The 24,718-nt window shown below is 55.5% G+C and carries 24 protein-coding genes; all 24 read left to right on the top strand.

Features of this window, described 5'->3' with window-relative positions:
• Window positions 1-186: 186 nt before the first annotated feature.
• Window positions 187-969: an AraC family transcriptional regulator gene (locus G485_RS0111860; protein ID WP_169732315.1), complete on the top strand. Its 783-nt coding sequence runs from the start codon at window positions 187-189 to the stop codon at window positions 967-969.
• A gap of 99 nt (window positions 970-1,068) precedes the next feature.
• Window positions 1,069-1,404: an AraC family ligand binding domain-containing protein gene (locus G485_RS30430; protein ID WP_035155871.1), complete on the top strand. Its 336-nt coding sequence runs from the start codon at window positions 1,069-1,071 to the stop codon at window positions 1,402-1,404.
• 20 nt (window positions 1,405-1,424) lie between these two features.
• Window positions 1,425-1,892, top strand: coding sequence for a helix-turn-helix domain-containing protein (locus tag G485_RS0111850; RefSeq protein WP_276203355.1), 468 nt, complete (start codon window positions 1,425-1,427; stop codon window positions 1,890-1,892).
• 38 nt (window positions 1,893-1,930) lie between these two features.
• Window positions 1,931-2,938 (top strand): LacI family DNA-binding transcriptional regulator, encoded by a 1,008-nt coding sequence (locus G485_RS0111845; protein ID WP_027092740.1) that lies wholly within the window; start codon window positions 1,931-1,933, stop codon window positions 2,936-2,938.
• 367 nt (window positions 2,939-3,305) lie between these two features.
• The gene (locus G485_RS0111840) at window positions 3,306-4,346 is read left to right on the top strand and encodes a sugar ABC transporter substrate-binding protein (protein ID WP_027092739.1); all 1,041 of its coding nucleotides are present in this window, start codon (window positions 3,306-3,308) and stop codon (window positions 4,344-4,346) included.
• Window positions 4,347-4,424: 78 nt separating this feature from the next.
• Window positions 4,425-5,912, top strand: coding sequence for a sugar ABC transporter ATP-binding protein (locus G485_RS0111835; protein ID WP_027092738.1), 1,488 nt, complete (start codon window positions 4,425-4,427; stop codon window positions 5,910-5,912).
• Between the two features lie 23 nt (window positions 5,913-5,935).
• The gene (locus G485_RS0111830; protein ID WP_205620142.1) at window positions 5,936-6,931 is read left to right on the top strand and encodes an ABC transporter permease; all 996 of its coding nucleotides are present in this window, start codon (window positions 5,936-5,938) and stop codon (window positions 6,929-6,931) included.
• Window positions 6,932-6,947: 16 nt separating this feature from the next.
• Complete coding sequence (locus G485_RS0111825; protein ID WP_027092736.1) at window positions 6,948-7,793, top strand: sugar phosphate isomerase/epimerase family protein; 846 nt, start codon at window positions 6,948-6,950, stop codon at window positions 7,791-7,793.
• 26 nt (window positions 7,794-7,819) lie between these two features.
• Complete coding sequence (iolD, locus tag G485_RS0111820) at window positions 7,820-9,685, top strand: 3D-(3,5/4)-trihydroxycyclohexane-1,2-dione acylhydrolase (decyclizing) (RefSeq protein WP_027092735.1); 1,866 nt, start codon at window positions 7,820-7,822, stop codon at window positions 9,683-9,685.
• Between the two features lie 34 nt (window positions 9,686-9,719).
• The gene (iolE, locus tag G485_RS0111815) at window positions 9,720-10,628 is read left to right on the top strand and encodes a myo-inosose-2 dehydratase (protein WP_027092734.1); all 909 of its coding nucleotides are present in this window, start codon (window positions 9,720-9,722) and stop codon (window positions 10,626-10,628) included.
• A gap of 56 nt (window positions 10,629-10,684) precedes the next feature.
• Window positions 10,685-11,497 carry a 5-deoxy-glucuronate isomerase gene (gene iolB, locus G485_RS0111810; protein ID WP_027092733.1) on the top strand — a complete coding sequence of 271 codons (813 nt, stop codon included), beginning with the start codon at window positions 10,685-10,687 and terminating at the stop codon, window positions 11,495-11,497.
• Window positions 11,498-11,538: 41 nt separating this feature from the next.
• The gene (iolG, locus tag G485_RS0111805; protein WP_027092732.1) at window positions 11,539-12,570 is read left to right on the top strand and encodes an inositol 2-dehydrogenase; all 1,032 of its coding nucleotides are present in this window, start codon (window positions 11,539-11,541) and stop codon (window positions 12,568-12,570) included.
• Between the two features lie 25 nt (window positions 12,571-12,595).
• Window positions 12,596-13,603, top strand: a complete 1,008-nt coding sequence (locus G485_RS0111800; protein WP_027092731.1) for a LacI family DNA-binding transcriptional regulator — start codon at window positions 12,596-12,598, stop codon at window positions 13,601-13,603.
• A 591-nt stretch (window positions 13,604-14,194) separates the two neighbouring features.
• Window positions 14,195-14,887 (top strand): sensor histidine kinase, encoded by a 693-nt coding sequence (locus G485_RS26170; protein ID WP_084423267.1) that lies wholly within the window; start codon window positions 14,195-14,197, stop codon window positions 14,885-14,887.
• Between the two features lie 4 nt (window positions 14,888-14,891).
• Window positions 14,892-15,539: a response regulator gene (locus G485_RS0111790; RefSeq protein ID WP_027092730.1), complete on the top strand. Its 648-nt coding sequence runs from the start codon at window positions 14,892-14,894 to the stop codon at window positions 15,537-15,539.
• A gap of 203 nt (window positions 15,540-15,742) precedes the next feature.
• Entirely contained in the window at window positions 15,743-16,498 is a 756-nt protein-coding gene (locus G485_RS0111785; protein WP_027092729.1) for a YveK family protein, read from the top strand.
• Window positions 16,479-17,123 (top strand): CpsD/CapB family tyrosine-protein kinase, encoded by a 645-nt coding sequence (locus G485_RS0111780; RefSeq protein WP_027092728.1) that lies wholly within the window; start codon window positions 16,479-16,481, stop codon window positions 17,121-17,123. The genes G485_RS0111785 and G485_RS0111780 overlap by 20 nt, the downstream gene beginning before the upstream one ends.
• A 184-nt stretch (window positions 17,124-17,307) precedes the next feature.
• A complete protein-coding gene (gene galU / locus G485_RS0111775; protein ID WP_027092727.1) occupies window positions 17,308-18,207 on the top strand; it encodes a UTP--glucose-1-phosphate uridylyltransferase GalU in 900 nt (299 codons plus the stop codon).
• A complete protein-coding gene (locus tag G485_RS0111770) occupies window positions 18,191-18,883 on the top strand; it encodes a sugar transferase (RefSeq protein ID WP_027092726.1) in 693 nt (230 codons plus the stop codon). Before galU ends, G485_RS0111770 begins: the two co-directional genes overlap by 17 nt.
• 63 nt (window positions 18,884-18,946) lie before the next feature.
• Entirely contained in the window at window positions 18,947-20,200 is a 1,254-nt protein-coding gene (locus G485_RS0111765) for a glycosyltransferase (protein ID WP_027092725.1), read from the top strand.
• Between the two features lie 56 nt (window positions 20,201-20,256).
• Entirely contained in the window at window positions 20,257-21,540 is a 1,284-nt protein-coding gene (locus tag G485_RS26165) for a hypothetical protein (RefSeq protein WP_051318211.1), read from the top strand.
• Window positions 21,537-22,760, top strand: coding sequence for a glycosyltransferase family 4 protein (locus tag G485_RS26160; protein WP_051318210.1), 1,224 nt, complete (start codon window positions 21,537-21,539; stop codon window positions 22,758-22,760). The genes G485_RS26165 and G485_RS26160 overlap by 4 nt, the downstream gene beginning before the upstream one ends.
• Window positions 22,761-23,804, top strand: a complete 1,044-nt coding sequence (locus G485_RS0111750; protein ID WP_027092724.1) for a glycosyltransferase — start codon at window positions 22,761-22,763, stop codon at window positions 23,802-23,804.
• Window positions 23,801-24,688 (top strand): glycosyltransferase, encoded by an 888-nt coding sequence (locus tag G485_RS0111745; protein WP_027092723.1) that lies wholly within the window; start codon window positions 23,801-23,803, stop codon window positions 24,686-24,688. Before G485_RS0111750 ends, G485_RS0111745 begins: the two co-directional genes overlap by 4 nt.
• Window positions 24,689-24,718 lie beyond the last annotated feature (30 nt).

Here is a 24,718-nt window from a genome sequence, read left to right as displayed (position 1 = left end):
CAAAGGGTAAGTAGAAATTTTCCAACAGATCTGCCATATCCCGATTCGGCACGAACACGTTCGCTCACTCCATCTGCAAGGTTTTTTGCCAATTTTCTATGTTTTCCTTGCAGATAAATTCGACAAAAGTAGCTCAAATCCCTTGTGGAATAAGGATTTTTTGTTCGTTCAGCAAGCCCTATGTATATGATTTCCGGCGAACTGGAGGTTATTATAAACGAACATCCATACAGCCTGAGCAAAGGCGATAGTCTGATCATCAAACCCGGGATGTTCCATCAGACCCCTCCGACCAAAGAAGACGCGGCGTGGTTTCTTTTCCATTTTGAAGTGGAAGATAAAAGAATTCATGAGATTCTTCAAAGGGTCCAACACCCCGTCATACGCAAAGAGCAAGATAAGAGCCTGGACAAATATGTAAGCCGATTGATGGACCGATATGGCGGCTTTTTATCCCAAATGGGATCCCCGTATGCACAAAGACCGACAAGCTCCGAATCATTAAAAGCTGCTGTCGTCTCCCTTAAGGTTCAATCTTCCATCCTCCATCTGATCAGCCTTCTGTCCAATCGCATTTACCGTCTGACGGCAAACTCCGCACCGCCGCTTGCAGCTTCGACGATTCAGCCTTCCGTGATCCGCCTGGCCCACGAAGCCGCCTATTGGCTTGAAAAGAAAGCGGCCGAGAATATGAAAATCGGCGAACTTGCCGATCAACTCAATATAGATCGATCCTATTTGACGAACAGTTTCAAAAAGGTATACGGCCAATCGCCACGCAGTTATCGGACCCAAGTCATCATCCGAAAGGCTAAAGGAATGCTGGTCGACACTGCATGGAGTATCGAGAAGATCTCTCAGGAGCTTCACTTCTCTTCACCCGCACATTTCGTGAAGTTTTTCTTGAATCAGGTGGGAACGACTCCATTGAAATATCGCAACAAAGCAGGGCATGCTGAACGGCAATAAGGCGCCATGGGAAATTGCTCGGGGAGGTCAGTTCAATTTCAGACAAAGTACCGTCAACTGCAATCATTGTCTGAAAGTATCGGATTCGATACGATTCATTTGAAAAATCGTTTAGGAGGAGAACTGGGATGGCTGCTGCCAAGAGCGGGGCATGTCAGGATTCATATTGACGAACAGCTGTATTTCGTGCCGGCCGGTTATACGGCTGTGCTGCACCCGGGACACCGGGAGGATTTTTATTTTGCTTCAAGCATGGAAACCCGGCACCATTGGATTCACATCGAAATCGATGAACAGGCAGGCGGATCGGCTTGGCGCGACATCGGCCCCAAACTGGAACAGCTGCCAAGAATGATCCCTTTGTCGGATGCCATGAATCATTTGACGGATACGCTGAGCCAGAACGAGCGTCTCGAGTCCGTCAAGCATTCGTAAGTCGTCAGGGCCAAAGCGGAATCCGCAAGCGGTATCAGGAGCCTTTGACGTTCGAACAGTTGGCGGATTTGTCGAGCGTGTCCGGCGAGTATCTCATCCGGCTTTTCCGCCAGCACGAAGGCGTTACTCCCATTCGCTTTTTGTGGAAGGCGAGAGTGGAGCATGCGCTCGAGATGTTGCGAAGTACGGGGCTCACGCTCAGTGAAATTGCGGATCGAACCGGCTTTAGCAACGTCTATCATCTATCGAGGATGATCAAGAGCTTTTCCGGACAAACGCCGACCGATATCCGCAAAAGCGGCGGTTGGAGCGGTCCGGCGAATGTCCCGGCGGTCGAGAAAAAAACGGGAAGCGGAAGTGAGACCGTCGGTTACGAGCAGGGGCCTCAAGTGCCGGATTTTCGCGCCCCCGAATACGAATACGCGGTCGTTTTGTTGTTTCCATTTTTCCCGTATAATAAAGGGGATGGGCACATACCGCGCTGTTAGGCGCAGTGCTCATAATCGCTAGGGAAAAGAGTGTCGCCGTGAGTTCACCCACCATTTACGATGTAGCCAGAGCCGCTGGCGTTTCCACTGCTACCGTGTCTAAAGTGATCAATAATACGGGAAGGATCAGCGCGAAGACCCGGGAAAAGATTCAACGGATCATGGAAGACCTTAATTATAGCCCTAATGTGATTGCCTCCGCCATGAAAGGAAAATCGACCTATCAAATCGCCTTCCTCATTCCCGATGTCAGCAACCCGATTTACGCGGAGTACTTGAAACACATTGAGGAGAGCGGGCAGGAATTCGGCTACAATATCGTCATGTGCTCCACCGACAACCAAGCCGATAAGGAAAGCCGGCATATCACATTGCTCAAGCAACGGCGTGTGGACGGGCTCATCATCGCTTCCAAATTCAACAACGCCGCCGTGCTCCGTCAATTGATCGACGAGAAGTTCCCCCTCGTTCTTTTTGCGCACGAGCGCCCGGAACTGCCCGTACCCAGTGTCACGGTCGATGACTACATCGGGGGGTATATGGCGGCTTCCCATCTCATTTCCCTCGGCCATCGACGGATCGGTGTCCTCGCGGAGGACTCCCTGAGCAGTAAGGACAGGATCCGCGGTTATCAATGCGCGCTCACCGAAGCGGGTCTTGCCGTACAGGAAAATCTGATCGTGGTCAGCGGTCCTTCGGTTAGCGACTCGGAAATGGCGGCTGCGAATTTGCTGGACCGGGAAGACCGCCCCACCGCGATATTCGGATGCAACGACCTTCTTGCCATCGGAGTCCTGCAGGCTTGCAGAGCGAGAGGTATACGGGTGCCGGATCAATTGTCCGTGATCGGGTTCGACGACACGCAGCTCTGCAGCATCGTCAGCCCGAAGCTGACCTCCATTGCCCAGCCCATCCGGAAACTCAGCAAGGAAACGATCGATATGATAATACGGATGATAGAGCAAGCGGATACACCGAAGCAGCGAATCAAAATGCTGCCGGAGATTTCGATCCGGGAATCGACCGCAAAACTTGCCCAAGCCTAGGATGAAGGCGTCATATGGCTTCTTGATTTTTAAGTCGCGTCCGTTGGGGCGCGGCTTCTGTTTTTTTAGACACGAATGTAGGGTAATCGTTTAATCGTACCGAAGCGAGTAGGAGGGGTTTGCCAAGGGGAAATGGTCAATAGTTTGTTTGAACTTGGTCATTTCTAGGGATAAATTTTAGGATAAAAAGTGTTGAAAACGCTTAAAAACCAAAATATAATCATTCATGAGGGTAAACGATTACCCTGAATTTAAACAACAAGAGATAAGCACACGGCAGCAACATTTGAAGAAAAGGGGGGCGGATTCATTCTTTTTTAGCTGCATGTTGCAAGCGGTGATATAAAAAATCTCGGAGGTCAAGCCAGTGAGAAAAAACAAAGTTTGGGCATTGGTATTCATTGTGACCTTGATTGCGGCAACGATGGCCGGTTGCGGCTCGGACAAGAAGAACGCAAGTTCCAACGAACCGTCCGATTCGGCGAAAAGCTCATCGTCTGCAAGCGCGCCGGCAGACGGGAAAACCGGCGGAGAGAAAAAGAAGCTTAAAATTGGCGCCGCCATGCCGATCTTCGACGATAAATGGCTGTCCTACCTGTACGACTCCATGAAAAAAGCCGCTTCCGAAAATGACGTTGATCTCGTCATGGTAGACGCCAAGAACGACAACAACACGCAATTGACCCAGATGGAGACTTTCGTATCCGAGAAAGTAGACGCCATCCTTCTGGTCCCCGTACAAACCGAGGCCGTTGATCCTATGCTTGAGGCGGCCAAAGCGGCGAATATTCCGGTCGTCGTCGTTAACCGGAAACCGAACGAGTCCGCATTGAAAGATATTTACGCGTATGTCGGTTCCGACTCGCTTGTTGCCGGCACGATCCAAATGGAGAAGGTTGCCGAATTGCTGGGCGGTAAAGGCAATATCGGGATTATGAACGGTCAGCTCGGGCAGGAAGCGGTCGTCAACCGGACGCAAGGCAATAAGAACGTCATCGCGAAGTATCCGGACCTTAAGCTCATCCGCGAGGCGACAGCCAACTGGCAGCGCTCGGAAGGCATGACGCTGATGGAAAACTGGATTCAATCCGGCGAGAAGTTCGACGCGATCGTAGCCAACAACGACGAAATGGCGATCGGCGCGATCATGGCCCTGGAAGCTGCGGGCAAGTTGGATAAGACGATCGTCGCCGGCATCGACGGAACGGTTGACGCGCTGGATTATGTGAAGAGCGGCAAACTCAAGGTAACCGCTTTCCAAGACCCGATGGGGCAGGGCAAAGTCGGACTTGAAACCGCTATTAAAGCGGCGCGCGGCGAAAAGATCGACAACAAAATGATCGACGTGCCGTTCGAAGTCATCACTCCGGATAACGTTGACGTGTACTTCAAGAAGTGGGGCAAGTAATCTCGAGCCTTCTAGGGCGGAACCGGGCAGAGATGCCCGGCTTCCGCTTTCCAAATTACCCTGAACGGCGGTGACCGCATGGATACCGAGTACATCCTGGAGTTAGAAGGCGTGACAAAGGAGTTTCCGGGCGTCAAAGCGCTCGACAATATCCATCTGAAAGTCCGAAAAGGAACTGTGCATGCGCTTATGGGGGAGAACGGGGCGGGTAAATCGACCTTGATGAAGATCATATTCGGCATTTATACCCCGGACAGAGGAGTCATCCGTTTCAAAGGAAACCCGATCAAGCTGCATGGATCCAAGGATGCGATTCGTTTGGGCATCTCCATGATTCATCAGGAGCTAAGCCCGGTCCCGCACATGACGGTCGCGGAGAACATCTTCTTAGGCCGCGAATCTACCAAGGGGTTCGGGTGGATCAACCGCAAGAAGATGGATCAAGAAGCGGGTGAATGGCTGCAGAGCCTGAACATAAACATCGATCCGAGAACCAAAATGATCGACCTGAGCATTGCGAATATGCAGATGGTGGAAATCGCGACTGCGGTTTCCCATCACGCGGACCTGCTGATCATGGATGAGCCGACTTCCGCGATTACCGACAAAGAAGTCGAGCGATTGTTCGCCATTATCGATTCGCTGAAGAAGAAAGGCGTTACGATCATTTACATCTCCCACAAAATGGACGAAATTTTCAAAATCAGCGACGACATTACGGTTTTTCGGGACGGACAATGCATCGGAACGAAAGCGGCTGCCGATTTGACTCAGGATACGCTCATTCAAATGATGGTCGGCCGGGAAATTAAACAGGTATTCCACAAAGAGCCTGCCGACATCGGTGAAGTCGCGTTATCCGTCCGCAACTTGACCCGCAACGGCAAATTCAGAGATGTAAGCTTCGAGGTTAGAAAAGGCGAAATTCTGGGCATTGCCGGACTTATGGGTTCGGGCAGGACGGAAATCATTGAAAGCATATTTGGCATTGTTCCGGCGGATGCCGGCGAAATCTACATCAAGGGCCGGAAAGTGACGATTAAGTCGCCGCAGGATGCGATTCGCTACAAAATGGGGCTGTTGACAGAAGACCGCAAAATCACAGGCGCATTCCTCCCGCTGTCCGTAAAAGACAACATGATCATTTCCAGCATCGACGACTTCACGGTTAAAGGCTATATCAAAGGCAAATTGGCGAATGACATGTGCAGGGCATTCGTGGAGCGATTAAACATCAAGACGCCCAGCCTGAATCAAACCATGCTGAATTTAAGCGGAGGGAACCAGCAGAAAGTGCTGCTGGGCAGATGGCTGATGAATAATCCGGACATTCTGATTCTTGACGAACCTACCCGCGGCATAGATGTCGGAGCCAAGGCCGAAATCCATAAGCTGATGTCCAGGCTGGCCCAGACCGGCAAGGCCATCATCATGATCTCGTCGGAATTGCCGGAAGTGCTGGGCATGAGCGACCGAATTCTGGTCATGCACGAAGGTGTTCCCAAGGGAGAATTGGAGAGAGAGAAGGCTTCGCAGGAACGGCTCATGGAACTGGCATACAGTTAATTCATCTGAATAGGAGGTCAAGCATGAGCATCAACCCGAATGAAAGCGTAGCCGTTTCCCCAAGCATCCCTCATCACCGCAAAATTACATTTTCACATTTGATGAACAAATACGGCATGTTGTTCGTCCTGATCGCCATGGTCATCCTGATGTCGTTTCTATCGGATGCCTTCCTGGCCACGCAAAACTTGATCAACATTGTCAGACAAATATCCTTTGTCGGCATTATCGCGATGGGCGTGACGATGGTGATTATTACCACCGGCATCGACTTGTCGTCCGGATCGGTTGTCGCGCTAGTCTCCGTCGTCGCAGCCAGCTTAGCCCATCCGGGCGAATATCCGCTTATTATTCCGATTGCCGCGGGACTTTGCATCGGTATTTGCACGGGCTTCATTAACGGATTCATTACGGCCAAAGGAAAAATTCCGGCCTTCATCGCCACGTTGGGCATGATGACCGCGGCTCGCGGTCTGGCGTTGCTGTATTCGGGAGGAAGACCGATCGGAAATTTGAACGAATCGTTCCTGGTGCTGGGGAAGGGAACCATTCTCGGCATCCCGTTCCCGATCGTCATGTTTATCCTGATCGGCATCATCTCGCACTTGTTGCTGAGCAAGACGAAGTTCGGCAAATACACCTATGCCATCGGAGGCAACGAACAGGCGGCCAAGATCGCCGGGATTAACGTCGACCGATATCGGATCATGATTTACGCTTACGCGGGTTTGCTTACAGCGATCGCGGGGATGATGCTGACGGCCCGCATAAGCTCCGGGCAGCCAAGTCTCGGCCTTATGTATGAGCTTGACGCGATCGCGGCGGCCGTCATCGGCGGCACCAGCCTGAACGGCGGTATCGGAACGATTCCGGGCACGATCATCGGCGCCCTGATCATCGGCGTATTGAACAACGGACTGGATCTGCTGGGCGTCTCATCGTACTGGCAGCAAATACTCAAGGGTGCGATTATCGCGGCGGCGGTCCTCCTTGATTCCCGAAAAAATAAGAGAGCGTAATGCCGGGGGAATGGCCATGAAAATCGCATTTAACGAAGCCACCACGCTAAGGAATTCCAATCTGCAGCAGGATTTGGAATATTGCGAGCGATTCGGATACGACTATATCGAAATCCGGCTGGATAAATTGAAGGAATATCTTCGGGACCGTGCCGTCCCGGATTTGCAAAACTTTTTCGGCCATAGTCGCATAAAGCCTTACGCCTTCAATGCGCTGGAGTCTATCAACTTCCGCGATGAAGCGGGATTTCGGCAAATCAAAGAAGATTTGATCTTCCTGTGCGAGGTTGGAAATGCGATTGACTGCAAGAAGATCATTGTCGTTCCCACTTTCGACATTGGCGACTTTACGCGCGAACAAATCAAAACCGAAACGGTTCGCGTACTGCGCGTGCTGTCCGATTTGGCGCTGCCCCACGGCGTTCGTCTCGCACTCGAATTCGTCGGCTACCCGAACTGCTCGATCAACACGTTCCGCCAGGCTTACGAGATCGTTCAAGCAACCGATCGGCCCAACGTCGGAATCGTGCTGGATTGCTTCCATTTTCACGCGATGAATTCCCGTTTGGAGGACTTAAGGGCGGCTGACCCCGGCAAAATTTTCGTCTTTCACCTCGATGATTGCGAGGATCTGCCGGCGGGGACGCTGCGGGACCACCATCGCGTCTGGCCGGGCCAAGGCGCGATCCATTTGGACGCGATTCTGACCGTTCTGCGGGAAATCGGCTACGGAGAGATGGCGTCGGTGGAACTGTTTCGCCCGGAATATTGGGAATGGGACGCCGCACGCACTATCCGGACAGGAAAAGAAGCGGCGGAACGGATCATTCGCCGGTATTTTCCTTTACAAGAATCGAATTAGCGCTTAACCGGAAGGAGAGGAATCGATTGTCAACGATCCGTTTAACGATGGCGCAAGCCTTGCTGAAATTTCTGGATAACCAGTATGTCTGCATGGACGGCGAGGAACGAAAATTCGTCAGAGGCATCATGGGCATTTTCGGTCACGGCAACGTGACGGGGATGGGAGAAGCGCTAGAGAACAGCCGTGGCTCGCTTCAATTCATCCAAGGGAAGAACGAGCAAGGCATGGCCCATGCGGCGATGGCCTACGCCAAGCAGAAGAACCGGCTCGAAATTTACGCTTGCACTTCTTCCATCGGGCCCGGGGCTCTGAACATGGTTACCGCCGCCGGAACCGCAACGGTGAACCGGATTCCGGTCCTGTTTTTGCCTGGCGATATATTTGCTTGCAGGCAGCCGGATCCTGTGCTGCAACAAGTAGAGGATCCGGCCGATTACACGATTTCGGCCAATGACTCGTTCAAACCGGTTAGCCGTTATTGGGACCGGATCTCCCGGCCGGAACAGTTGATGTCGGCGGCTCTCCAGGCGATGCGGGTGCTGACCGACCCCGCCGATACGGGCGCCGTCACGTTGTGCCTGCCGCAGGATGTTCAATGCGAAGCGTACGATTATCCGGCTTCGTTCTTTGACAAACGCGTCCACTTCATCGAGCGTCGCCCGGTTGCCGCGGCGGCGTTGGACAGAGCCGTAAAGCTCATCAAAAGCAAATCCAAACCGCTGCTGATCGTAGGCGGGGGCGTTCATTATTCGGGGGCCGTAAAGGAGACCGTCGCGTTCGCCGAAGAGTTCGGTATTCCCCTGGCGGAAACGCAGGCCGGCAAAAGCGCCGTCCCTTGGGATCACCCGCTCAACATGGGAGCGATTGGGACCACCGGCTCGCTCGCGGCCAACCGTCTGGCCAAAGAATCCGATTTGATTATTTCCGTCGGCACCCGTTTGGCCGATTTTCCGACAGCGTCCAAAAGCGCTTTTCAGCATCCCAACGTGGAATTCCTGAACATCAATGTGAGCCCCTTCGACGCCATGAAGATGAACGCGCACATGGTCGTGGCGGATGCCAGAGAAGCTTTGACCGCGCTTGCGAAGACGCTTCGGACGGAGAAATACGTCAGTTCTTACGATGACGATCATTTAATGAGCCTTAAGAGGGAATGGGATGCGGAAGTCGACCGGCTGTACGGGTTGAGTCGAGAGGACGGGCTTGTCCAAACCAGCGTGTTGGGAACCCTCAACGCATTCGTGGGCGAGGACGATGTCATCGTTTGCGCGGCGGGGAGCTTGCCCGGAGATTTGCACCGCCTGTGGAGAAGCCGAAAGTCGAACACCTATCATATGGAATACGGATTTTCCTGCATGGGCTATGAAGTTTCCGGAGCGTTTGGCGTCAAGCTGGCCGACCCGCATCGTGAAGTCTATGCGATCGTTGGAGACGGCAGCTTTCTGATGCTCCATTCGGAACTTCTGACAAGTCTGCAGGAAGGGCGCAAAATCAACGTCATTCTCCTGGACAATCACGGTTACCAATGCATTCACAATCTTCAGCGCGGACATGGCAGCGAAGGCTTTGGCAACGAATTCCGTTACCGGTCCCCGGATACGAATCGGCTCACCGGCAGCTACCTCCCCATTGACTTTGCGATGATCGCCAGGGGGATGGGAGTGAAGTCGGTTCGGGTTGATTCCCTCTCCGCGCTTCAAGAGGCGCTTGCCGCTGCTAGAAACGAAACGCAATCGGTATTGATCGAGGTCAAGGTGCTTCCGGGAACGAATACGGAGGGATATGAGTCTTGGTGGCGCGTCGGCGTAGCCGAAGTTTCGACAAGCGAGAAAGTAACGGCGTCGTATCGGGAAGCGCAACAGAAAATCGGTACGGCCCGGCCCTATTAAATATAAAGAACCTAGATGGAGAGAGGCTCCCAACATGAATCTGGAAAGTTTGAAGCTCGGCATATCGCCGATCAACTGGGTCAATGAAGACGTACTGTCGCTGGGTGACCATTTCACGTTCGAGAATTTGTTAGCCGATTTCTCCTCACTAGGTTTCCGGGCCACGGAGAATTGTCGCAAATTCCCGAAAGATCCGGCACGATTAAAAACGGCTTTGGCTGAACGAGGCATTCAGATGACTTCGCAATGGAAGGGCGTATTGTTCTCCGATCCGACGAGGCGCGAAGAGGAATTAATGTCGTATCGGCAGCATGTCGAGTTTCTGCGACGAATGGGCGCACAGCATGTCGTGACTTGCGAGTTGGGGGGCTCCATTATCGGAGATCCCCGCCGTTCTGCGCACGAGAACCACGTCATTCCGCTCATGCCGGAACAATGGGGCCATATGGTCGAAGGACTTCATCAAGCCGGGCAAATATGCCGGGAACATGGCATGAAGCTGGTGTACCACTACCATATCGGCACCGTTGTAGAGAAGCCTGACGAGATCGATCGCTTGATGGAATCGACCGATCCCGAATTGGTCCACCTGCTTTATGATACCGGTCATGCTTATTACGGCGGCTACGATCCGCTTGAACTGCTTCGCAAGCATGGGGATCGTGTGGCCTATGTTCACTTAAAAGACGTCAGGCAATCGGTGCTGGATCGGGTCCGGGAACAGGGGATAAAATTCCAGGACTCGATTCTGCTCGGCGTATTTACCGTGCCGGGGGACGGTTGCATCGATTTCGCTCCGATCTTCCGTCTGCTACGCGATCAGGGCTACGACGGGTGGATGATCATCGAAGCCGAGCAGGATCCAGCCGTCGCCAATCCCTATGAGTATGCGAAACTGTCCAAAGGCTATATCGAAAGACTTGTCGCGGAACTAGGAAGCTGACATGTCAGATTCGAAGCAGAAGATAGATGGGTTAGAGAAAGGAGATATATGCGCCGATGTCCAAATTGATCGTGCCCAGCCGGAAACAAGCGGATCCACAGGGGAACCTGCTCTCCATCACTCCCGAATCGGCGGGCTGGACCTATGTAGGTTTTGAAGTCTATGCGCTCAAGGCCGGACAAAGCCTGAGGAAAGACACGGGAGATCGGGAAGTGTGTCTTGTTCTGTTGGCCGGCAAAGCCAAGGTCGTCGCTTCCGATTTCGCAGCGGAAGAAATCGGCCGGAGGATGTCCGTATTCGAGAAGATCCCGCCGTACAGCGTCTATGTGCCGAGCGGCGATTGCTACGAGGTGACGGCGCTTACCGATCTGGAGCTGGCGGTATGCACCGCGCCCGGCTTCGGGGGACATAAGGCTAGGCTGATCGCGCCGGAACACGTCGGCGTCGAGACGCGCGGATACGGCAACATCGAACGGCTGATCCACAACATCCTGCCGGAGTCGCAGCCCGCGGACAGCCTGCTTGTCGTGGAAGTTTTCACGCCGGCAGGCCATTGGTCCAGTTATCCGCCTCACAAGCATGACCAGGACGATTTGCCGAACGAATCCTACTTGGAAGAAACGTATTACCACAAGGTGAACCCCGGCAAGGGATTCGCTGTCCAGAGGGTGTATACGGACGATCGCTCGCTGGATGAGACCATGATTGTCAAGGACGGCGACGCCGTTCTCGTGCCGAAAGGCTACCACCCGGTCTCAGCCCCTCCGGGTTATGACGTATATTACTTGAATGTCATGGCCGGCCCGCATCGGGTTTGGAAATTTCAGAACGATCCCGACCATGAATGGTTGATGCCGCCGAAGAAATAGCGTACCTAAGATAAGAGTCCATAACGGAGAGGAATTTGAACATGTCAAAAGTGAGAATAGGAATTGTTGGAGCGGGGAGAATCGGCAAGCTGCATGCGGAGAACTTGAGACAGTTCAAGGATGTCGAGATCCGGGCGATTTCGGATATTTTCGCGGATCAAGCGCGAGGCTGGGCCGCGCAGAACGGGATTGAACGGGTCACGGAGGATTACAGAGACATCCTGAGCGATCCGGACATTGATGCCATTCTGATCTGCTCGCCGACCGATACGCACGTCGACATCATCAAAGAAGCGGCGAACGCCGGGAAACATATTTTCTGCGAAAAACCGATCAGCCTGGATCTGAGCAAGACTGTCCAAGTGCTGCAATGGGTGAAGCAAGCCGGAATCAAATTCCAACTCGGCTTCAATCGCCGGTTCGATCACAACATGAGCCGCGTGAACGAACTGTTGAAAGCCGGCAAGGCGGGAGAACTGCATATTCTCAAGATTACTTCCCGCGATCCGGCGGCTCCGCCGGAAAGCTACATTAGAAGTTCCGGCGGATTGTTTGCCGATATGGCGATCCACGACTTCGATCTTGCCCGTTTTCTGACAGGCAGCGACGTGGAGGAAGTTTACGTTCAAGGCGCGGTGAGGGTCGATCCGGTGTTCGCGGAATGCGGAGATATCGACACGGCCGTCACCACATTGAAATTCAAGAACGGCGTCCTGGGCGTCGTGGTGAATAGCCGGCAGGCCCATTATTACGACCAAAGAGTCGAAGCGTTTGGTTCCGCCGGCACGATCGCCATCCAGAACGATACGCCCAGCACGGTTGAATGGTTCTCTTCCGCCGGCGGCGTAAGACGGGAAACTCCGCTTTATTTCTTCCTGGAGAGGTACAAGGAAGCTTATGTCAAGGAGATGCGGTGCTTTGTCGACGCCGTTCTGAACGATGAACAGGTGCCTGTTGACGTGAATGACGGATATCAGGCCGAACTGATCGCCTTCGCCGCAGGAATTTCCTTGCGCGAGAAACGGCCTGTCCTATTGGCAGAAGCGGAAGCCAGATTGGCTCAAGAGGTTTAAAGGGACGGCGGACGGCTAGATACGGATGAATACCACCATTTACGATATCGCCGCACGGGCGGAAGTTTCCATCGCTACGGTCTCGAAGGTCATCAACGGCAGCGGCCGAATCAGCTTAAAAACCCGCGCGAAAGTGGTCCGAATCATGCAGGAGCTTGGGTACCAGCCTAGCAGGGTTGCATCCGCGCTTACAGGCAAACAGACGTTTACGCTGGGTTTGCTGCTTCCCGATCTTGCCAATCCGTTCTTTGCGGAAATGGCGAGAAGCATCGAGGATCGCGCTTACGAAATGGGTTTCAGCGTCATTATTTGCAGCACGGATAACAAACTCGAACGGACGGAGCGCAATATCCGGTTTTTCAAACAAAAACGGTTGGACGGCGTCATGATCGGGACCGGGGATATGACCGCGGCGGCCATTACGGGGCTGTCGAAATCGATGCCGGTGGCCTTAATTGCGAGAGACATTCCGACATTAGCCATCGATGCGGTTCGGGTCGACGATTTTCTGGGCGGCAGAATGGCAGCGGCGCATCTTCTGGAGTCCGGGCATACACGAATCGCTGTGATCGCGGAAGACGAACTGTTCGTCAGCAGTCTCGAACGGGTTCGGGGTTACCGGACGGCGTTGGAGGAAGCGGGGATTACATTCGATCCCGGCCTGGTCGTGCAGGTGAATCCGGATCCGGACAAAATAAAGTCGGCAACGGCGGATCTTCTCCGGGCAAGGCCCGATGTGACGGCTATATTTGCTTGCAACGACTTGCTGGCCACGTTAGTGATACAAACGGTTCGCGAGCACGGTTTATCCGTTCCCGACGATCTGTCGATCATCGGGTTCGACAATACCATTCACGCGTCCATCGTACATCCGTCTCTTACAACGGTGGCCCAACCGATCGAGAATATGGGTAAGCAGGCGGTCGATCTGTTATTGGGCAAGATCAACGATCCTGACATCACGACACGGAAAGTGATCTTGCTGCCGGAACTGATCGTCCGATCGTCGGTCACCGCTCCCGGAAAGGAGTAAACCTTTTTCCAAGCTCGTTGCCGTCCTGCCTGTCCTCCTTTGGAAGACGGGGATTTTGATTTCAGCAAGCGGATCGAAGGGGCTGCCTCTTATGGGACAGCGCCCTTATTTTTTTTCTCATGATTCTCATCCATGTCAGGTATTGCAGCAGGTTGAGCAAAAATAGCGATATTTCATAAAGAATGAAAGCGTTTTATAGAGCGGTGAATACCAATTTAAGGAAAATAAAAATAAAGACTTTTCCCTTGGACTTGCCGCCCGGCTTAATCCGTTGGACCTATAAAAGATAGTCCTTCTAAAGCGGATATGGGAAATAAAGGGATTTATAAGCAAATTTAATATTGTACCGATTTTATCCGAATAGCAGGATTTTATTGGATGCAATGCCTTTTTCGCCGAATCCGGGATTAAGACCAAGGTCGCAAACATGCAGCAGCAAGCCCTGCTTCATAAAATCGGTTCTCTCGTAGTATGTCCATGTTCGATTTTACAAGGTATGTTGAAATTAAACCATTCAACAGAAATGAGGGAGCATGACGAAGAAAATGTGAATTTTCTCATCCTATGAGAGAGGAAAGGTGATGAATAAGGATGGCTATGCAGAGTGGGTTGGAACGTTATGTTGTCTTCGAGGAGCGAATCCGGATTGCAGAAGAACTCCATGACCGCATGGGTCCGCATTTGTTCGGCATAGCCTGCGCCGTCCACTCCCTGGAACAGGACTGGGGGGGAACGTCGGAAGCGCAAAAGCTGGAGCAGCTGCGGGAAATCAAGAAAGCGATCGCCTCGGCATCCCGTGAACTGCGCATGGCGATACACGGTCTGAGCTTGTCCGAGAAGGGCGGCGCGTCGTGGATCGGAAGCGTCGAATCTTTGCTTGCCAGTCAGGCCAAGTTGAACGGCGTCCGAATCCGTTTCCGCGCACCCGACTTCGACCGCCGCCTGTCCGTTCATCATCAGAAAGTGTTATACCGGATCATTGCCGAAGCGGTCGGCAACGCGATCCGTCATGGCGCCAGCAGCAAGATCGACGTTAAATTGACGTTGCGGCGCAACGCCGTTACGCTTCGAATCGCGGACAACGGTTCGGGGTTTGATGCAACTTCGCGGCAGCCGAGCAAGCAAGATTCCGGGTTCGGGCTGGGCAACATGAAGGTTCTCGCCGCCTCGCTCGGCGGCAATCTGCAAATCGACAGCGTCATCGGAGGCGGAACGCGCATTGTCGTCAGGCTTCCGCTCGACGACGCCAACGAGGAACCGCTTCAAACGATGAAGAAGGGGTGATCGGATGAAAATCGTCATCGTGGACGACCATCCTCTGGTCCGCAAAGGTTTGATCGCTATTCTGGCCAAAGAAGAAGGGATCGAATGGGTCGGCGAATCCGACACGGTTCAGGACGCGATTGCGCTGATCGAGAGGGAGAAGCCGGATCTTGCCATCGTGGATGTCAAGCTGGGCGCCGACTCCGGCTACGATCTGGTCGGGAGGCTCCGCCATCTTCCGTGCCATTTTATGATGCTGACTTCCTCCGCGTCGGAAGCGGACATCCGGAGAGCGGAAGCGTGCGGGGCCGACGGCTTCGTGCTGAAAGAAGCGGAACCCGAGGAATTGCTGCTGGCCATCCGGATCGTCGGGAGAGGGCGCAAGTATTTCGATCCGAATTTGCTCGGCACGATGCTTCGCAAGGAATCCGACGATCCGCTCGACAAGCTGACGCCCAAAGAAAGGGAAGTGCTGCGCGGACTCGGAGAAGGGCTGTCGAACGGCGCCATGGCGAAAAAGCTGGTCGTCAGCGAATTTACCGTCAAGAAGCACGTCAGCCGAATTTTCAGAAAATTGAATTTGAATGACCGTACGCAGGCTGCCCTGTTCGCGCAAGCGCAAGGGCTCGGCAGCTATTCTCCGGACAAACGGAAGCAAGGAAGTTCCGTCTGATCCTATGGTACGAAAGTATACCTTCTGCAGCTACCTACGCGGCAGGGTGATCTGCTTCCCGAGAAGAAGCAAAATCATCCCGCCGCGTAATAGTTAGGCGGGACGCCGGCGTCTTACAATAAAAACAGATCAGATCCGGGGAAGCACTCGGAGCAGCGCTGCTCAGTATTTTATCAGAAAATCTGACTTTCGGAGGATGCCTTTTGGAATTACAACGGTATTGGAGCGTAGTCCGGAAGAGGCTGTGGTTGATCGCGCTGATCGTGATCGTCAGCTGTACAGCCGTCGGTTATTACACCAGCCATTTCGTCAGGCCGGAATATCAAGCGTCCGCGAAGCTGATGGTGTATTCGAACGGCGCCTTAAACAAACCGGAAGCCGAACCTGACGCAGCGGCCATTAATTCTAGCATTCAGTTGATCAAAACGTATAAGCAACTTATTCTTACTCCGCGAATTTTGAAGAAGGTTGCCGAGAAATATCCGGAACTCCATACGACCGCCGGGGAGCTCGGGTCCAAAATCAGCGTCGCCTCCGTAACCGAGACGCAAATCATGACCGTCTCCGCGACGGACGCATCGTACGCCCGAGCGGCCAAAATGGCGAATGCCGTCTCCGTCGTGTTCCAGCAAGAAGTTCGCACGCTGCTGAATCTGAACAATGTGTCCGTTCTGAACTGGGCGGACCCTTCGGAGCAGCGGGCGCCGGTCTCGTCCGGCCCGGCCAAAAATGTCGCGATCGTCTTCGTCCTGACGCTGATGATCGGAGTCGGCGTCGCCTTCCTGCTGGAACGCCTCGACGATTCGGTCAAGACCGACGGCGATGTCCGCACGAGACTGAACATGCCTCTGCTTGCGGACATCCCCAGAATAAGACGGCGGGACCTGATCGGTACCGACGATCGCGAGAAGCCGGTGAATACGGCGGGGAGGGACGCCCATGTCACGTTGGATGCGTAAACGAGGCTTGATCGCCGGAACGAACCCGAAGTCGGCTGCCGCCGAGACGTATCGCAGACTGAGAACGGGCATTGAGCTCGCCAATCGGACGGCCGGGATGAAGACGATCGCGATTGCGTCCGCCGAACCCGGCGAAGGCAAAAGCACCGCCTCGGCCAATCTGGCCATCGCCTACGCCCAGGCGAACCGCAGCGTGCTGCTGATCGACTCGGACTTGCGGGCGCCCGTTCAGCACCGGATCTTCGATCTTCCGAACGAGACGGGGCTGAGCACGGCGCTTGCTGGCCGGTGCGGGATCGCAGAAGCGATCCGGCCGACGGCATTCGCCAATCTGCAGGTCGTATGCGCCGGTCCGATTCCGTCCAATCCGACCGAATTGCTGGATTCGGACGGGATGACCGCGCTGCTCGAGGCGGCGAAGGAACGATTCGACATCGTCATCGTCGATACGCCTTCGTTGGCGGCCGGTGCGGATGCGCTGATCGTGTCGGATAAATGCGACGGCGCCGTGCTCGTCATTCGACGCGGCAAGACGAAGTTCGACGCGGTCGCGAAGGCGAAGGAATCGCTGGAGTCCTGCCGGGCCCGCCTCGTCGGCGCCGTCTTCAACAGAACCGGGCGCTAAACCGCCGCGCCGCTCCCGCAAGGGAAGGAAATGTCTCCTGCTCCTTTATCACCGGAGGCACTCGGCCATGCTGTGGGTTAACGGGCCTTAGACGTTCATCGTCGAGGGTGTGGCGTGAGGGTGGGTTCAATGCCCTTTATAAGATCAGTTGTTCTATCAAAAGAGAGAGATGGAGTGAGAGCGAATGAAAAGAGTGCGAAAAGCGATTATTCCAGCAGCTGGTCTAGGAACTCGTTTCCTGCCCGCCACCAAGGCGATGCCGAAAGAGATGCTGCCGATCGTCGACAAGCCGACCATTCAGTACATCGTGGAAGAAGCGATCGAATCCGGGATTGAAGACATTATCGTCGTTACGGGCAAAGGAAAGCGTGCCATAGAAGATCACTTCGACATCGCTTTCGAGCTCGAACATACTTTGGAACAAAAAGGCAAATTCGACTTGCTGCATAAAGTGCAGCAGTCGTCCAACGTCGAAATTCACTACATTCGGCAGAAGGAACCGAAAGGGCTGGGACATGCCGTATGGTGCGCGCGCAGCTTCATCGGCAACGAACCGTTCGCCGTGCTGCTCGGCGACGACATCGTTCAGTCCGATACGCCGTGCACGCGGCAGCTGATCGAACAATACGAGCTTACCGGCAGGGCGGTCATCGGCGTTCAGGCCGTCGGCACGGATCAGACGAACCGGTACGGCATTCTGGATCCGATTGAGAAGCGCGGCCGGCTCTACAAGGTTCGCCGGTTTGTGGAGAAGCCCCCGCTAGGCCAGGCGCCTTCCAATCTGGCGATCATGGGGCGATACGTGTTGACGCCCGAAATTTTCGACTACCTGGGCAAGCATGAAGTCGGAGCGGGCGGCGAAATTCAACTGACGGACGCCATTCAGAAGCTGAACGAGGATATCGGCGTCTATGCGTACGATTTCGAAGGCGTCCGTTACGATGTCGGGGAGAAGCTCGGGTACATTCTGACGACGGTCGACTTCGCGCTGCGCAACGATGAACTGAAATACCGTCTGATGGACGGGCTGAAGGAGCTTCTCTGGAACGAGAAAGTGAGTGGCGGCCATGGCCCTGCAGTATGATCGGGAAGCGGCCAAGCGGATCGTGGAGATCGAGAAGATGCGGCTTGCCGAGTTAAACGGCGGCAATCTGGCGTTCTACAACGTGGCCAAACGGGTCATCGACGTCACGGGCGCGCTGTTCGGGCTGCTTCTGCTCTCCCCGGTGCTCGCCACGGTCGCGATTCTCATCAAGCTGGACGATCCGAAGTCGCCCGTTTTGTTCTCGCAGACCCGGATCGGCAAACACGGGAAGCCCTTCCGCATGTACAAGTTCCGGTCGATGGTGCCGGACGCGGAACAGAAGCTTGCGGAGCTGCTGGACCGGAACGAAATCAAGGGCGCGATGTTCAAAATCAAGGAGGACCCGCGCGTTACCCGAATCGGGAGATTCATCCGAAGAACGAGCATCGACGAATTGCCTCAGCTTATCAACGTGTTGAAAGGAGAAATGTCGCTGGTCGGTCCCCGGCCGCCGCTGCCGAGGGAGGTGGCGGAATACACGGAGTACGACAAGCTTCGGCTGACGGTCAACGCGGGCTGCACGGGTCTGTGGCAAGTGAACGGACGCAACCGGCTCAGCTTTGAACAGATGGTCGAGCTTGATCTGGAATACATTCGTCATCGAAGCATTTGGGGGGATTTGAAGATTATTTTCCGGACCTTCAAGCTGCTGCTGGGAGCCAAAGACGCTTTTTAACGTTACGTGCTCCCCGCATGGCGCCGCTTTGAGGGGTTATTTAAAACGATGGGGTGGCGACAGATGAACAAAATCGTGTTTATTACGAATCGGCTGCCTTTTCCCGCCACGGACGGGAGAAAAAACATGCTGTTGCAGTATATTCGGCATATGAAGGAGATTTATCCCGGAAGCGAGATCGTCAATCTGTCGTTCGTTGACGAACCGAACGATTTGAAGCACCAGCCGAAGGAGATCGACCGGCTCGTGCGTTTGAAGCTGCCGGGCTTCGCCGAGAAACTGTACAACGTTCTCGTTCATTCGTTGATCCGGAGAAGGTGGCCGCTTCAGGTATCCGTTTATTACCGCCGGAAGACGCACCGGCAAATCCGGAACTTCATCCGGGAGGAGAAGCCGGACTTCGTTCTGTACGACATGGTGAGAGTGGCGGAATATTGGACGGAGGGGAAGGGCCGGAACGTGCTCAGCTACGACGATCTGTTGTCGCTTCGCTATCGGCGCCAGCTCGATTGGTTCCAGTACATTCCATCCATACTCGGAGGTTTCGCGAACAAACTGCCCGACAGCTTGAAGCGGTTTGCGGAGCTGAAATTCGTGCAGAAGAAGCTGATCGCCTTCGAAAGCGAGATGCTGGCCCGTTACGAAAAGAAGGTAGCCCCCCTCTTTGATCATCTGATCTTTACTTCCCCCGCCGAAGCTCTCGATTTCCGGAAGGCGACCCATCACAAATCCTGCCACGGCATTCCGATGAAGGTCGAACCGGCCGTGCAGACGAGAGGCTCCCGCCGCTACGATTCCAACAAGCTCGTGTTTGTCGGCAAGATGGACATTCCGCACAACAGCTCCGCCGCCGTTTATTTCTGCGAACGGATCTGGATGCGAATCAAGCGCCAGATGCCCTCGGCCGTCTTCTATATCGTCGGGAAAAGCCCGACAGAGGAGGTGCGGCGTCTGCAGGACGAGTATCCGGGCGTCGTCGTGACGGGCGCCGTAGACGACGTTAAGCGAGTCGTCAGCGATGCCGCGCTTATGATCGCGCCGCTGCTGTTCGGAACCGGAATCAAAACGAAGATTCTGGAGGCGATGTCCTGGGGCGTGCCGGTGGTCACCAACCGGATCGGCAGCGAAGGGCTGGACGCCAGTCACGGAGAAGAGCTGTTCATCTGCGATTCGGAGGACGAGATGGTGCAATGCGTGTTGCGCCTGATGGGCGACAGGGAGATGAACGACACCGTATCGAGCAAATCGATTCAATATGTGGCTCGCCGGTTCAGCGGCGCCGCCACTCGCAAAAATATGGAGTTGATCTTATCTTAACGGCCGAACGCGCAGAGCGAAGCGACGTCGTACGCACGGCGATCGTCGCTCTGTTTTTGTGCTCGCTTGCGGTCATCACGTATGACAGCTTGCCGTACTTTCAATTTTCCGTTTATCGCCCGCTCGCCATGTTTCCGATGTTCGCCGCCTCCGCGCTGCTGCTCTTTACCGAATTTCGGTTCCGGCCGGGAGATTCGCTGCTCTTGCTCTTCGCCGCTTACAGCATCGGCCATTCGCTGCTGGCGTCCATCGGCAACGGGGACACGGGCAGCAGTATCAAGCATACGCTTACGCTGCTGTTCGGAGTGTCGATCTACCGGGTCACCGTCTACATCGGCGCGCTGGCGAAGGAGGATGCCGAGCTGCGAAGGCGGATCGTCATCTGCCTGCTGATCGGCTTCGTTCCGCCGCTTGCGGCCGGGCTCATGCAGGCGGCGGACGCCTACTTGATCCGCAGCGGCTTCTCCGGAACTTTGACCGGCCTATTCTCGGAGAAAGTGTACCGCGGGCGCATTCAGATGCTGTCGGGAGAGCCGTCGTGGGCCGGCATTCATCTGCTGAGCGGCGGGCTGCTGCTGCTTTTTCTTTACAAGAAAGGGTTCAGGCGGCTGTTGCTTCTTCCGCTCATCGGCATCGCGCTGATGCTGGTGCTGTCGTTCTCGGCCTACGCTTACAGCGTGTTGCTGACCGCGTTGCTGATCTATGTGCTCATCGCGAACAAATACCGCGGACGGATGCTGCTCGGGCTTGCGTGCGCCGTTCTGGTCATTGCGGTGGGCGTGCCCTATCTGCTGGAGACGCTTCATGTCAGCGGCTATTTCACGGACCGGTTCCAATTCAACTTCAGCCATTTGCTCAAGGCCGACAACTCTTTTTTTATCCGTGTCGTGTTCCCGGCCATCGGGTTTCTGGAATTTGCAAGGCACCCGATCTTCGGCGTCGGGGGCGGTTACTATTACCGGGAGTTCGCGGATTTGCTGCTTCAGCACTTCGATTACGGCATGAAGTTCACCGAGGTGAAAGATCTCGTAAACCTTCATCCCGAGATGGCGACCTCGCGCAATTTATGGTCCAAGCTGTTCGCGGAGGAAGGTCTTACGGGCGCTTTCCTGTTTATCGGCTTTATGGCTGCGGCCTTGCGCAGTTCGCGCGCGGCCCCTTACGCCCAATTCGCGCTGGCGCTATGCTTCTCGCTCGTCATGAATTTCGATTCCTATTCCTTTGTGAACTTCTGGCTGCTGATCGGTTTGATTCGGAGCGGATTCTTCGAGGAATGGACCGTGGGCCGGGCAGCGGAACGGGATAAGCAAAATGGGGGGGAGTTGAGACGTACCGCATGAGAATCGTCATCGTAAACAGCCTGTACGCGCCGCATATCGTCGGCGGAGCGGAAATTTCGACGCAAATATTGGCGGAAGCGCTCGGCTCCGTGGCGGATGTCCACGTATTGACGCTTGGGAGCCAGAAGCGGAGCGCCGGCGTCCAGGTGGAGAAAATCGGCGGCGTCACCGTGCATCGGTTGCCGCATCACAATCTGTATTGGCTCGGGGACTCCCAGGGGCGCGGCACGCTGCCGAGGATCGTCCGCAGGTTGGTCGATCTGTACAATCGGCGGCTGATCGGAGCGGTGAAGGAGAGACTGCAAGCCATCCGGCCGGATCTGATTCATACCCAGAACTTGTCCGGCTTCGGCGCCGCCGTCTGGACGGCGAACGCCAAGGAAGGCGTTCCGATCGTGCACACGCTGCGGGACTATTCGCTGCTCTCGCCGGTCAGTTCGCCGCTGTCGAATCCGGCGCTGGCGCGGCTGTACGCCCTGACTTCCGGGGCTTTCAGCCGAAGGGTAGCGGCGGTAGTCGGCATCTCGTCGCATATTTTGAAGCGGCATACGGACGCCGGGCTGTTCCCGGATGCAACAAGACAGGTCATCCCGAATGCGGTGGAGGGCGAGATCGCCGCGTCGGACAAGGACTTCGGCCGCAAGCCGCTGCGGATCGGCTACTTCGGGAGAATCGAACCGGAGAAGGGCGTTCGCGAGTTGGTGGACGCCGCTCTGGCATGTCCCCGCGATGTCGTGGAGAAGGTCGTCGTCTGCGGGGAAGGCAGCCTACGGCAAAATCTGACGGACATCGTCCGCCATGACGACCGTTTCCTCTTCCCCGGCAAAGTCAAGCCGGCGGAGGCCCGCAGGCTCATGGCGGAGGCGGACGTCAATTTCGTCCCCTCGATCTGGGAGGAGCCGTTCGGCCGGGTGATCATCGAATCCTACCAGGTCGGTACGCCGGTGTACGCTTCGGCCGTAGGCGGCATTCCCGACGCCGTCTGGAACCCGGCCGAATTTCTGTTCCGGCCGGGAAGCGCTGCGGCCATACGGGACAAGATCGAGGCGTTCTACGCCTTGTCCGGGGAAGAGAAGCGGCGGATTCAGGCGTCCTGCCTGCAGCACTGCCGCAAGTTCACCCAAGCGGCGCTGCTGGAGCGGCACTTGGATCTGTATGCCAGGACGCTCTCCCGCAGCCGCGATTACGCGGACATCCCCGCATACGGGCAGGTGCATTAAATGAGCAAGCCGACCGTTTATATGTGGCCCAAGATCAGCCCGCACAACAAGTACACGGAGCTGCTCTCCCGGTCGATCGAGCGGCGCGGGGTGCGCGTCGCGCATTACGACCGCAAGGCGATGTTCAAGCCGGGCAAGGGAGACATCGTGCACATGCACTGGCCGAGCTATACGTATCAAGCTTCCGTCTTCCCGCTTACGGTGGCGAAGTCGCTGTTTTTTATTCTGTTGTTGTACATCTACAAAGGAAGGGGCGTACGGCTGTTCTGGACGATTCACAACATCTGGCCGCACAAGGGCAAGTCGCGCTGGGATTCGCTCATGCGCAAGCAACTGCTTCGCCTCTGCGACGCGGCGTTCGTGCTGAGCGAATCGGTGCGGCGGGAAGCCGCCGCCGCGTTCGAAGCGCGCGAGGACCGGCTGGTCGTCACGCCGCACGGCCATTACGTGGACGCTTATCCCGGCCGGGGGACGGACATCCGGTCGCGGTTTGGCATTCCGTCGGACCGCTTCCTCTTTCTGTTTATCGGCCGAATCAATCCTTACAAGGGCGTGGATCGGCTGGTCGAAGCTTATCGGTCGCTGAAGCTCGAATCGGGCGCCCTGCTCATCGCGGGGCAGCCCGATGCGGGGTACAGCCTCGATTTTATAAACGAAGCGAACGACGGCTCCATCAAGGTGCACCCGCACTTTGTGGACGACCGGGAGCTGGCCGATTACCTGGAAGCCGCCGATGCGGTCGTGCTGCCCTACCGGCAGATCACGACGTCGGGGAGCGCTATTCTGGCCTTGTCCTACAAGAAGCCGGTCGTTGCGCCGAGGCTCGGCTCGCTCGGGGAATACGTGTCCGAAGGCTGCGGCGTTCTCTACGACCCCGACGATCCGGACGGGCTGCGCCAAGCGCTCCGCGCCTGCATGAACATGGACAAGCAAGACACGGAGAAGCGGATCGCCGCGAAGCTCCGGGAATTGGATTGGGACCGGATCGCCGACAAGATGATGCGCGTCTACGCCGGTTCGGCGCTTCGGGAGGTGAACGCATGAGAGCGTCGGTCGTCATTTGCACCTACAATCGGGCCGCGGATTTGCGCGATGCGCTGATGAGCTTGCTGCCGCAGCGGTTTCGCGGCGAGTTCGAGGTCATCGTCGTGGACAACGGCTCCACCGATGCGACGGCGCAGACGGTGCTGGATTTCCGCCGAACCGTCCGTTTCCCGGTCCGCTACATATTCGAAGAGCGGCTGGGCTTATCCGTCGCCCGGAACCGGGCCATCCGCGAAGCGCAGGGCGAATACATTCTGTTCCTGGACGACGATGCGGTCGCTTCCGACGATTGGATTGGAGGCATCGTCTCCTTGTTCGACAGGGACCCGCGGATCGGCTGCGTCGGCGGCAAGATCGAACCCGTCTGGGAAGGGGACGCGCCGCATTGGCTGCCTCCGGAGAACCGGACGCTGTACACGATTCTCGATTACGCCGACGACATCGTGGAGATGCGGGAGCCCGCGATACCGTTCGGCGCCAATGTCGCCTTCCGCAAATCGGTGTTCGAGGCGGTCGGGCTGTTCCGGGAAGATCTGGGCCGGGTGGGGAGCAACCTGCTCTCCAGCGAGGAAGGCGAACTGATCGAACGCATCCGCACCCGCTATTCGGTCTATTACACGCCGTACGCTTCGGTTCTGCACAAAATTCCGCGGAGCCGGATCAGCAAGCGCTGGCTGCTTCGGCGCATTTATTGGCAGGGAGTCAGCCGGGCGGTCAGCTCGCAGCGCAAAGCGGGCCTGTTCGTCCAGTCGGTTCTGAAAGTGCCGTTCTTCGTGCTGCTGTCGATCCCGTTCTTGTATGACAAACGGCGGGTATTCCGCAACGTCAGCCGAATCGCGTACAATAACGGGCTGATTCGAGGCGTGCTGGGAACTTATCAATGAACAAAATCGAGCAACTGCAACCGTTACGCG

It is taken from the genome of Cohnella thermotolerans DSM 17683 (assembly GCF_000429825.1).
Classification (GTDB): domain Bacteria; phylum Bacillota; class Bacilli; order Paenibacillales; family Paenibacillaceae; genus Cohnella; species Cohnella thermotolerans.
Note: the sequence above shows the minus strand (reverse complement) of the source record. Positions and strands in the feature narration are given on the sequence as shown.

What these genes read in the sequence shown, in the direction of transcription:
- G485_RS0111860 (WP_169732315.1), top strand. Translation starts at nt 187, where the DNA reads ATGATTTCCGGCGAACTGGAGGTTATTATAAACGAACATCCATACAGC.
- G485_RS0111835 (WP_027092738.1), top strand. Translation starts at nt 4,425, where the DNA reads ATGGATACCGAGTACATCCTGGAGTTAGAAGGCGTGACAAAGGAGTTT.
- G485_RS0111830 (WP_205620142.1), top strand. Translation starts at nt 5,936, where the DNA reads ATGAGCATCAACCCGAATGAAAGCGTAGCCGTTTCCCCAAGCATCCCT.
- G485_RS0111825 (WP_027092736.1), top strand. Translation starts at nt 6,948, where the DNA reads ATGAAAATCGCATTTAACGAAGCCACCACGCTAAGGAATTCCAATCTG.
- iolE (WP_027092734.1), top strand. Translation starts at nt 9,720, where the DNA reads ATGAATCTGGAAAGTTTGAAGCTCGGCATATCGCCGATCAACTGGGTC.
- iolB (WP_027092733.1), top strand. Translation starts at nt 10,685, where the DNA reads ATGTCCAAATTGATCGTGCCCAGCCGGAAACAAGCGGATCCACAGGGG.
- iolG (WP_027092732.1), top strand. Translation starts at nt 11,539, where the DNA reads ATGTCAAAAGTGAGAATAGGAATTGTTGGAGCGGGGAGAATCGGCAAG.
- G485_RS0111800 (WP_027092731.1), top strand. Translation starts at nt 12,596, where the DNA reads ATGAATACCACCATTTACGATATCGCCGCACGGGCGGAAGTTTCCATC.
- G485_RS26170 (WP_084423267.1), top strand. Translation starts at nt 14,195, where the DNA reads ATGGCTATGCAGAGTGGGTTGGAACGTTATGTTGTCTTCGAGGAGCGA.
- G485_RS0111790 (WP_027092730.1), top strand. Translation starts at nt 14,892, where the DNA reads ATGAAAATCGTCATCGTGGACGACCATCCTCTGGTCCGCAAAGGTTTG.
- G485_RS0111780 (WP_027092728.1), top strand. Translation starts at nt 16,479, where the DNA reads ATGTCACGTTGGATGCGTAAACGAGGCTTGATCGCCGGAACGAACCCG.
- galU (WP_027092727.1), top strand. Translation starts at nt 17,308, where the DNA reads ATGAAAAGAGTGCGAAAAGCGATTATTCCAGCAGCTGGTCTAGGAACT.
- G485_RS0111770 (WP_027092726.1), top strand. Translation starts at nt 18,191, where the DNA reads ATGGCCCTGCAGTATGATCGGGAAGCGGCCAAGCGGATCGTGGAGATC.
- G485_RS0111765 (WP_027092725.1), top strand. Translation starts at nt 18,947, where the DNA reads ATGAACAAAATCGTGTTTATTACGAATCGGCTGCCTTTTCCCGCCACG.
- G485_RS26160 (WP_051318210.1), top strand. Translation starts at nt 21,537, where the DNA reads ATGAGAATCGTCATCGTAAACAGCCTGTACGCGCCGCATATCGTCGGC.
- G485_RS0111750 (WP_027092724.1), top strand. Translation starts at nt 22,761, where the DNA reads ATGAGCAAGCCGACCGTTTATATGTGGCCCAAGATCAGCCCGCACAAC.
- G485_RS0111745 (WP_027092723.1), top strand. Translation starts at nt 23,801, where the DNA reads ATGAGAGCGTCGGTCGTCATTTGCACCTACAATCGGGCCGCGGATTTG.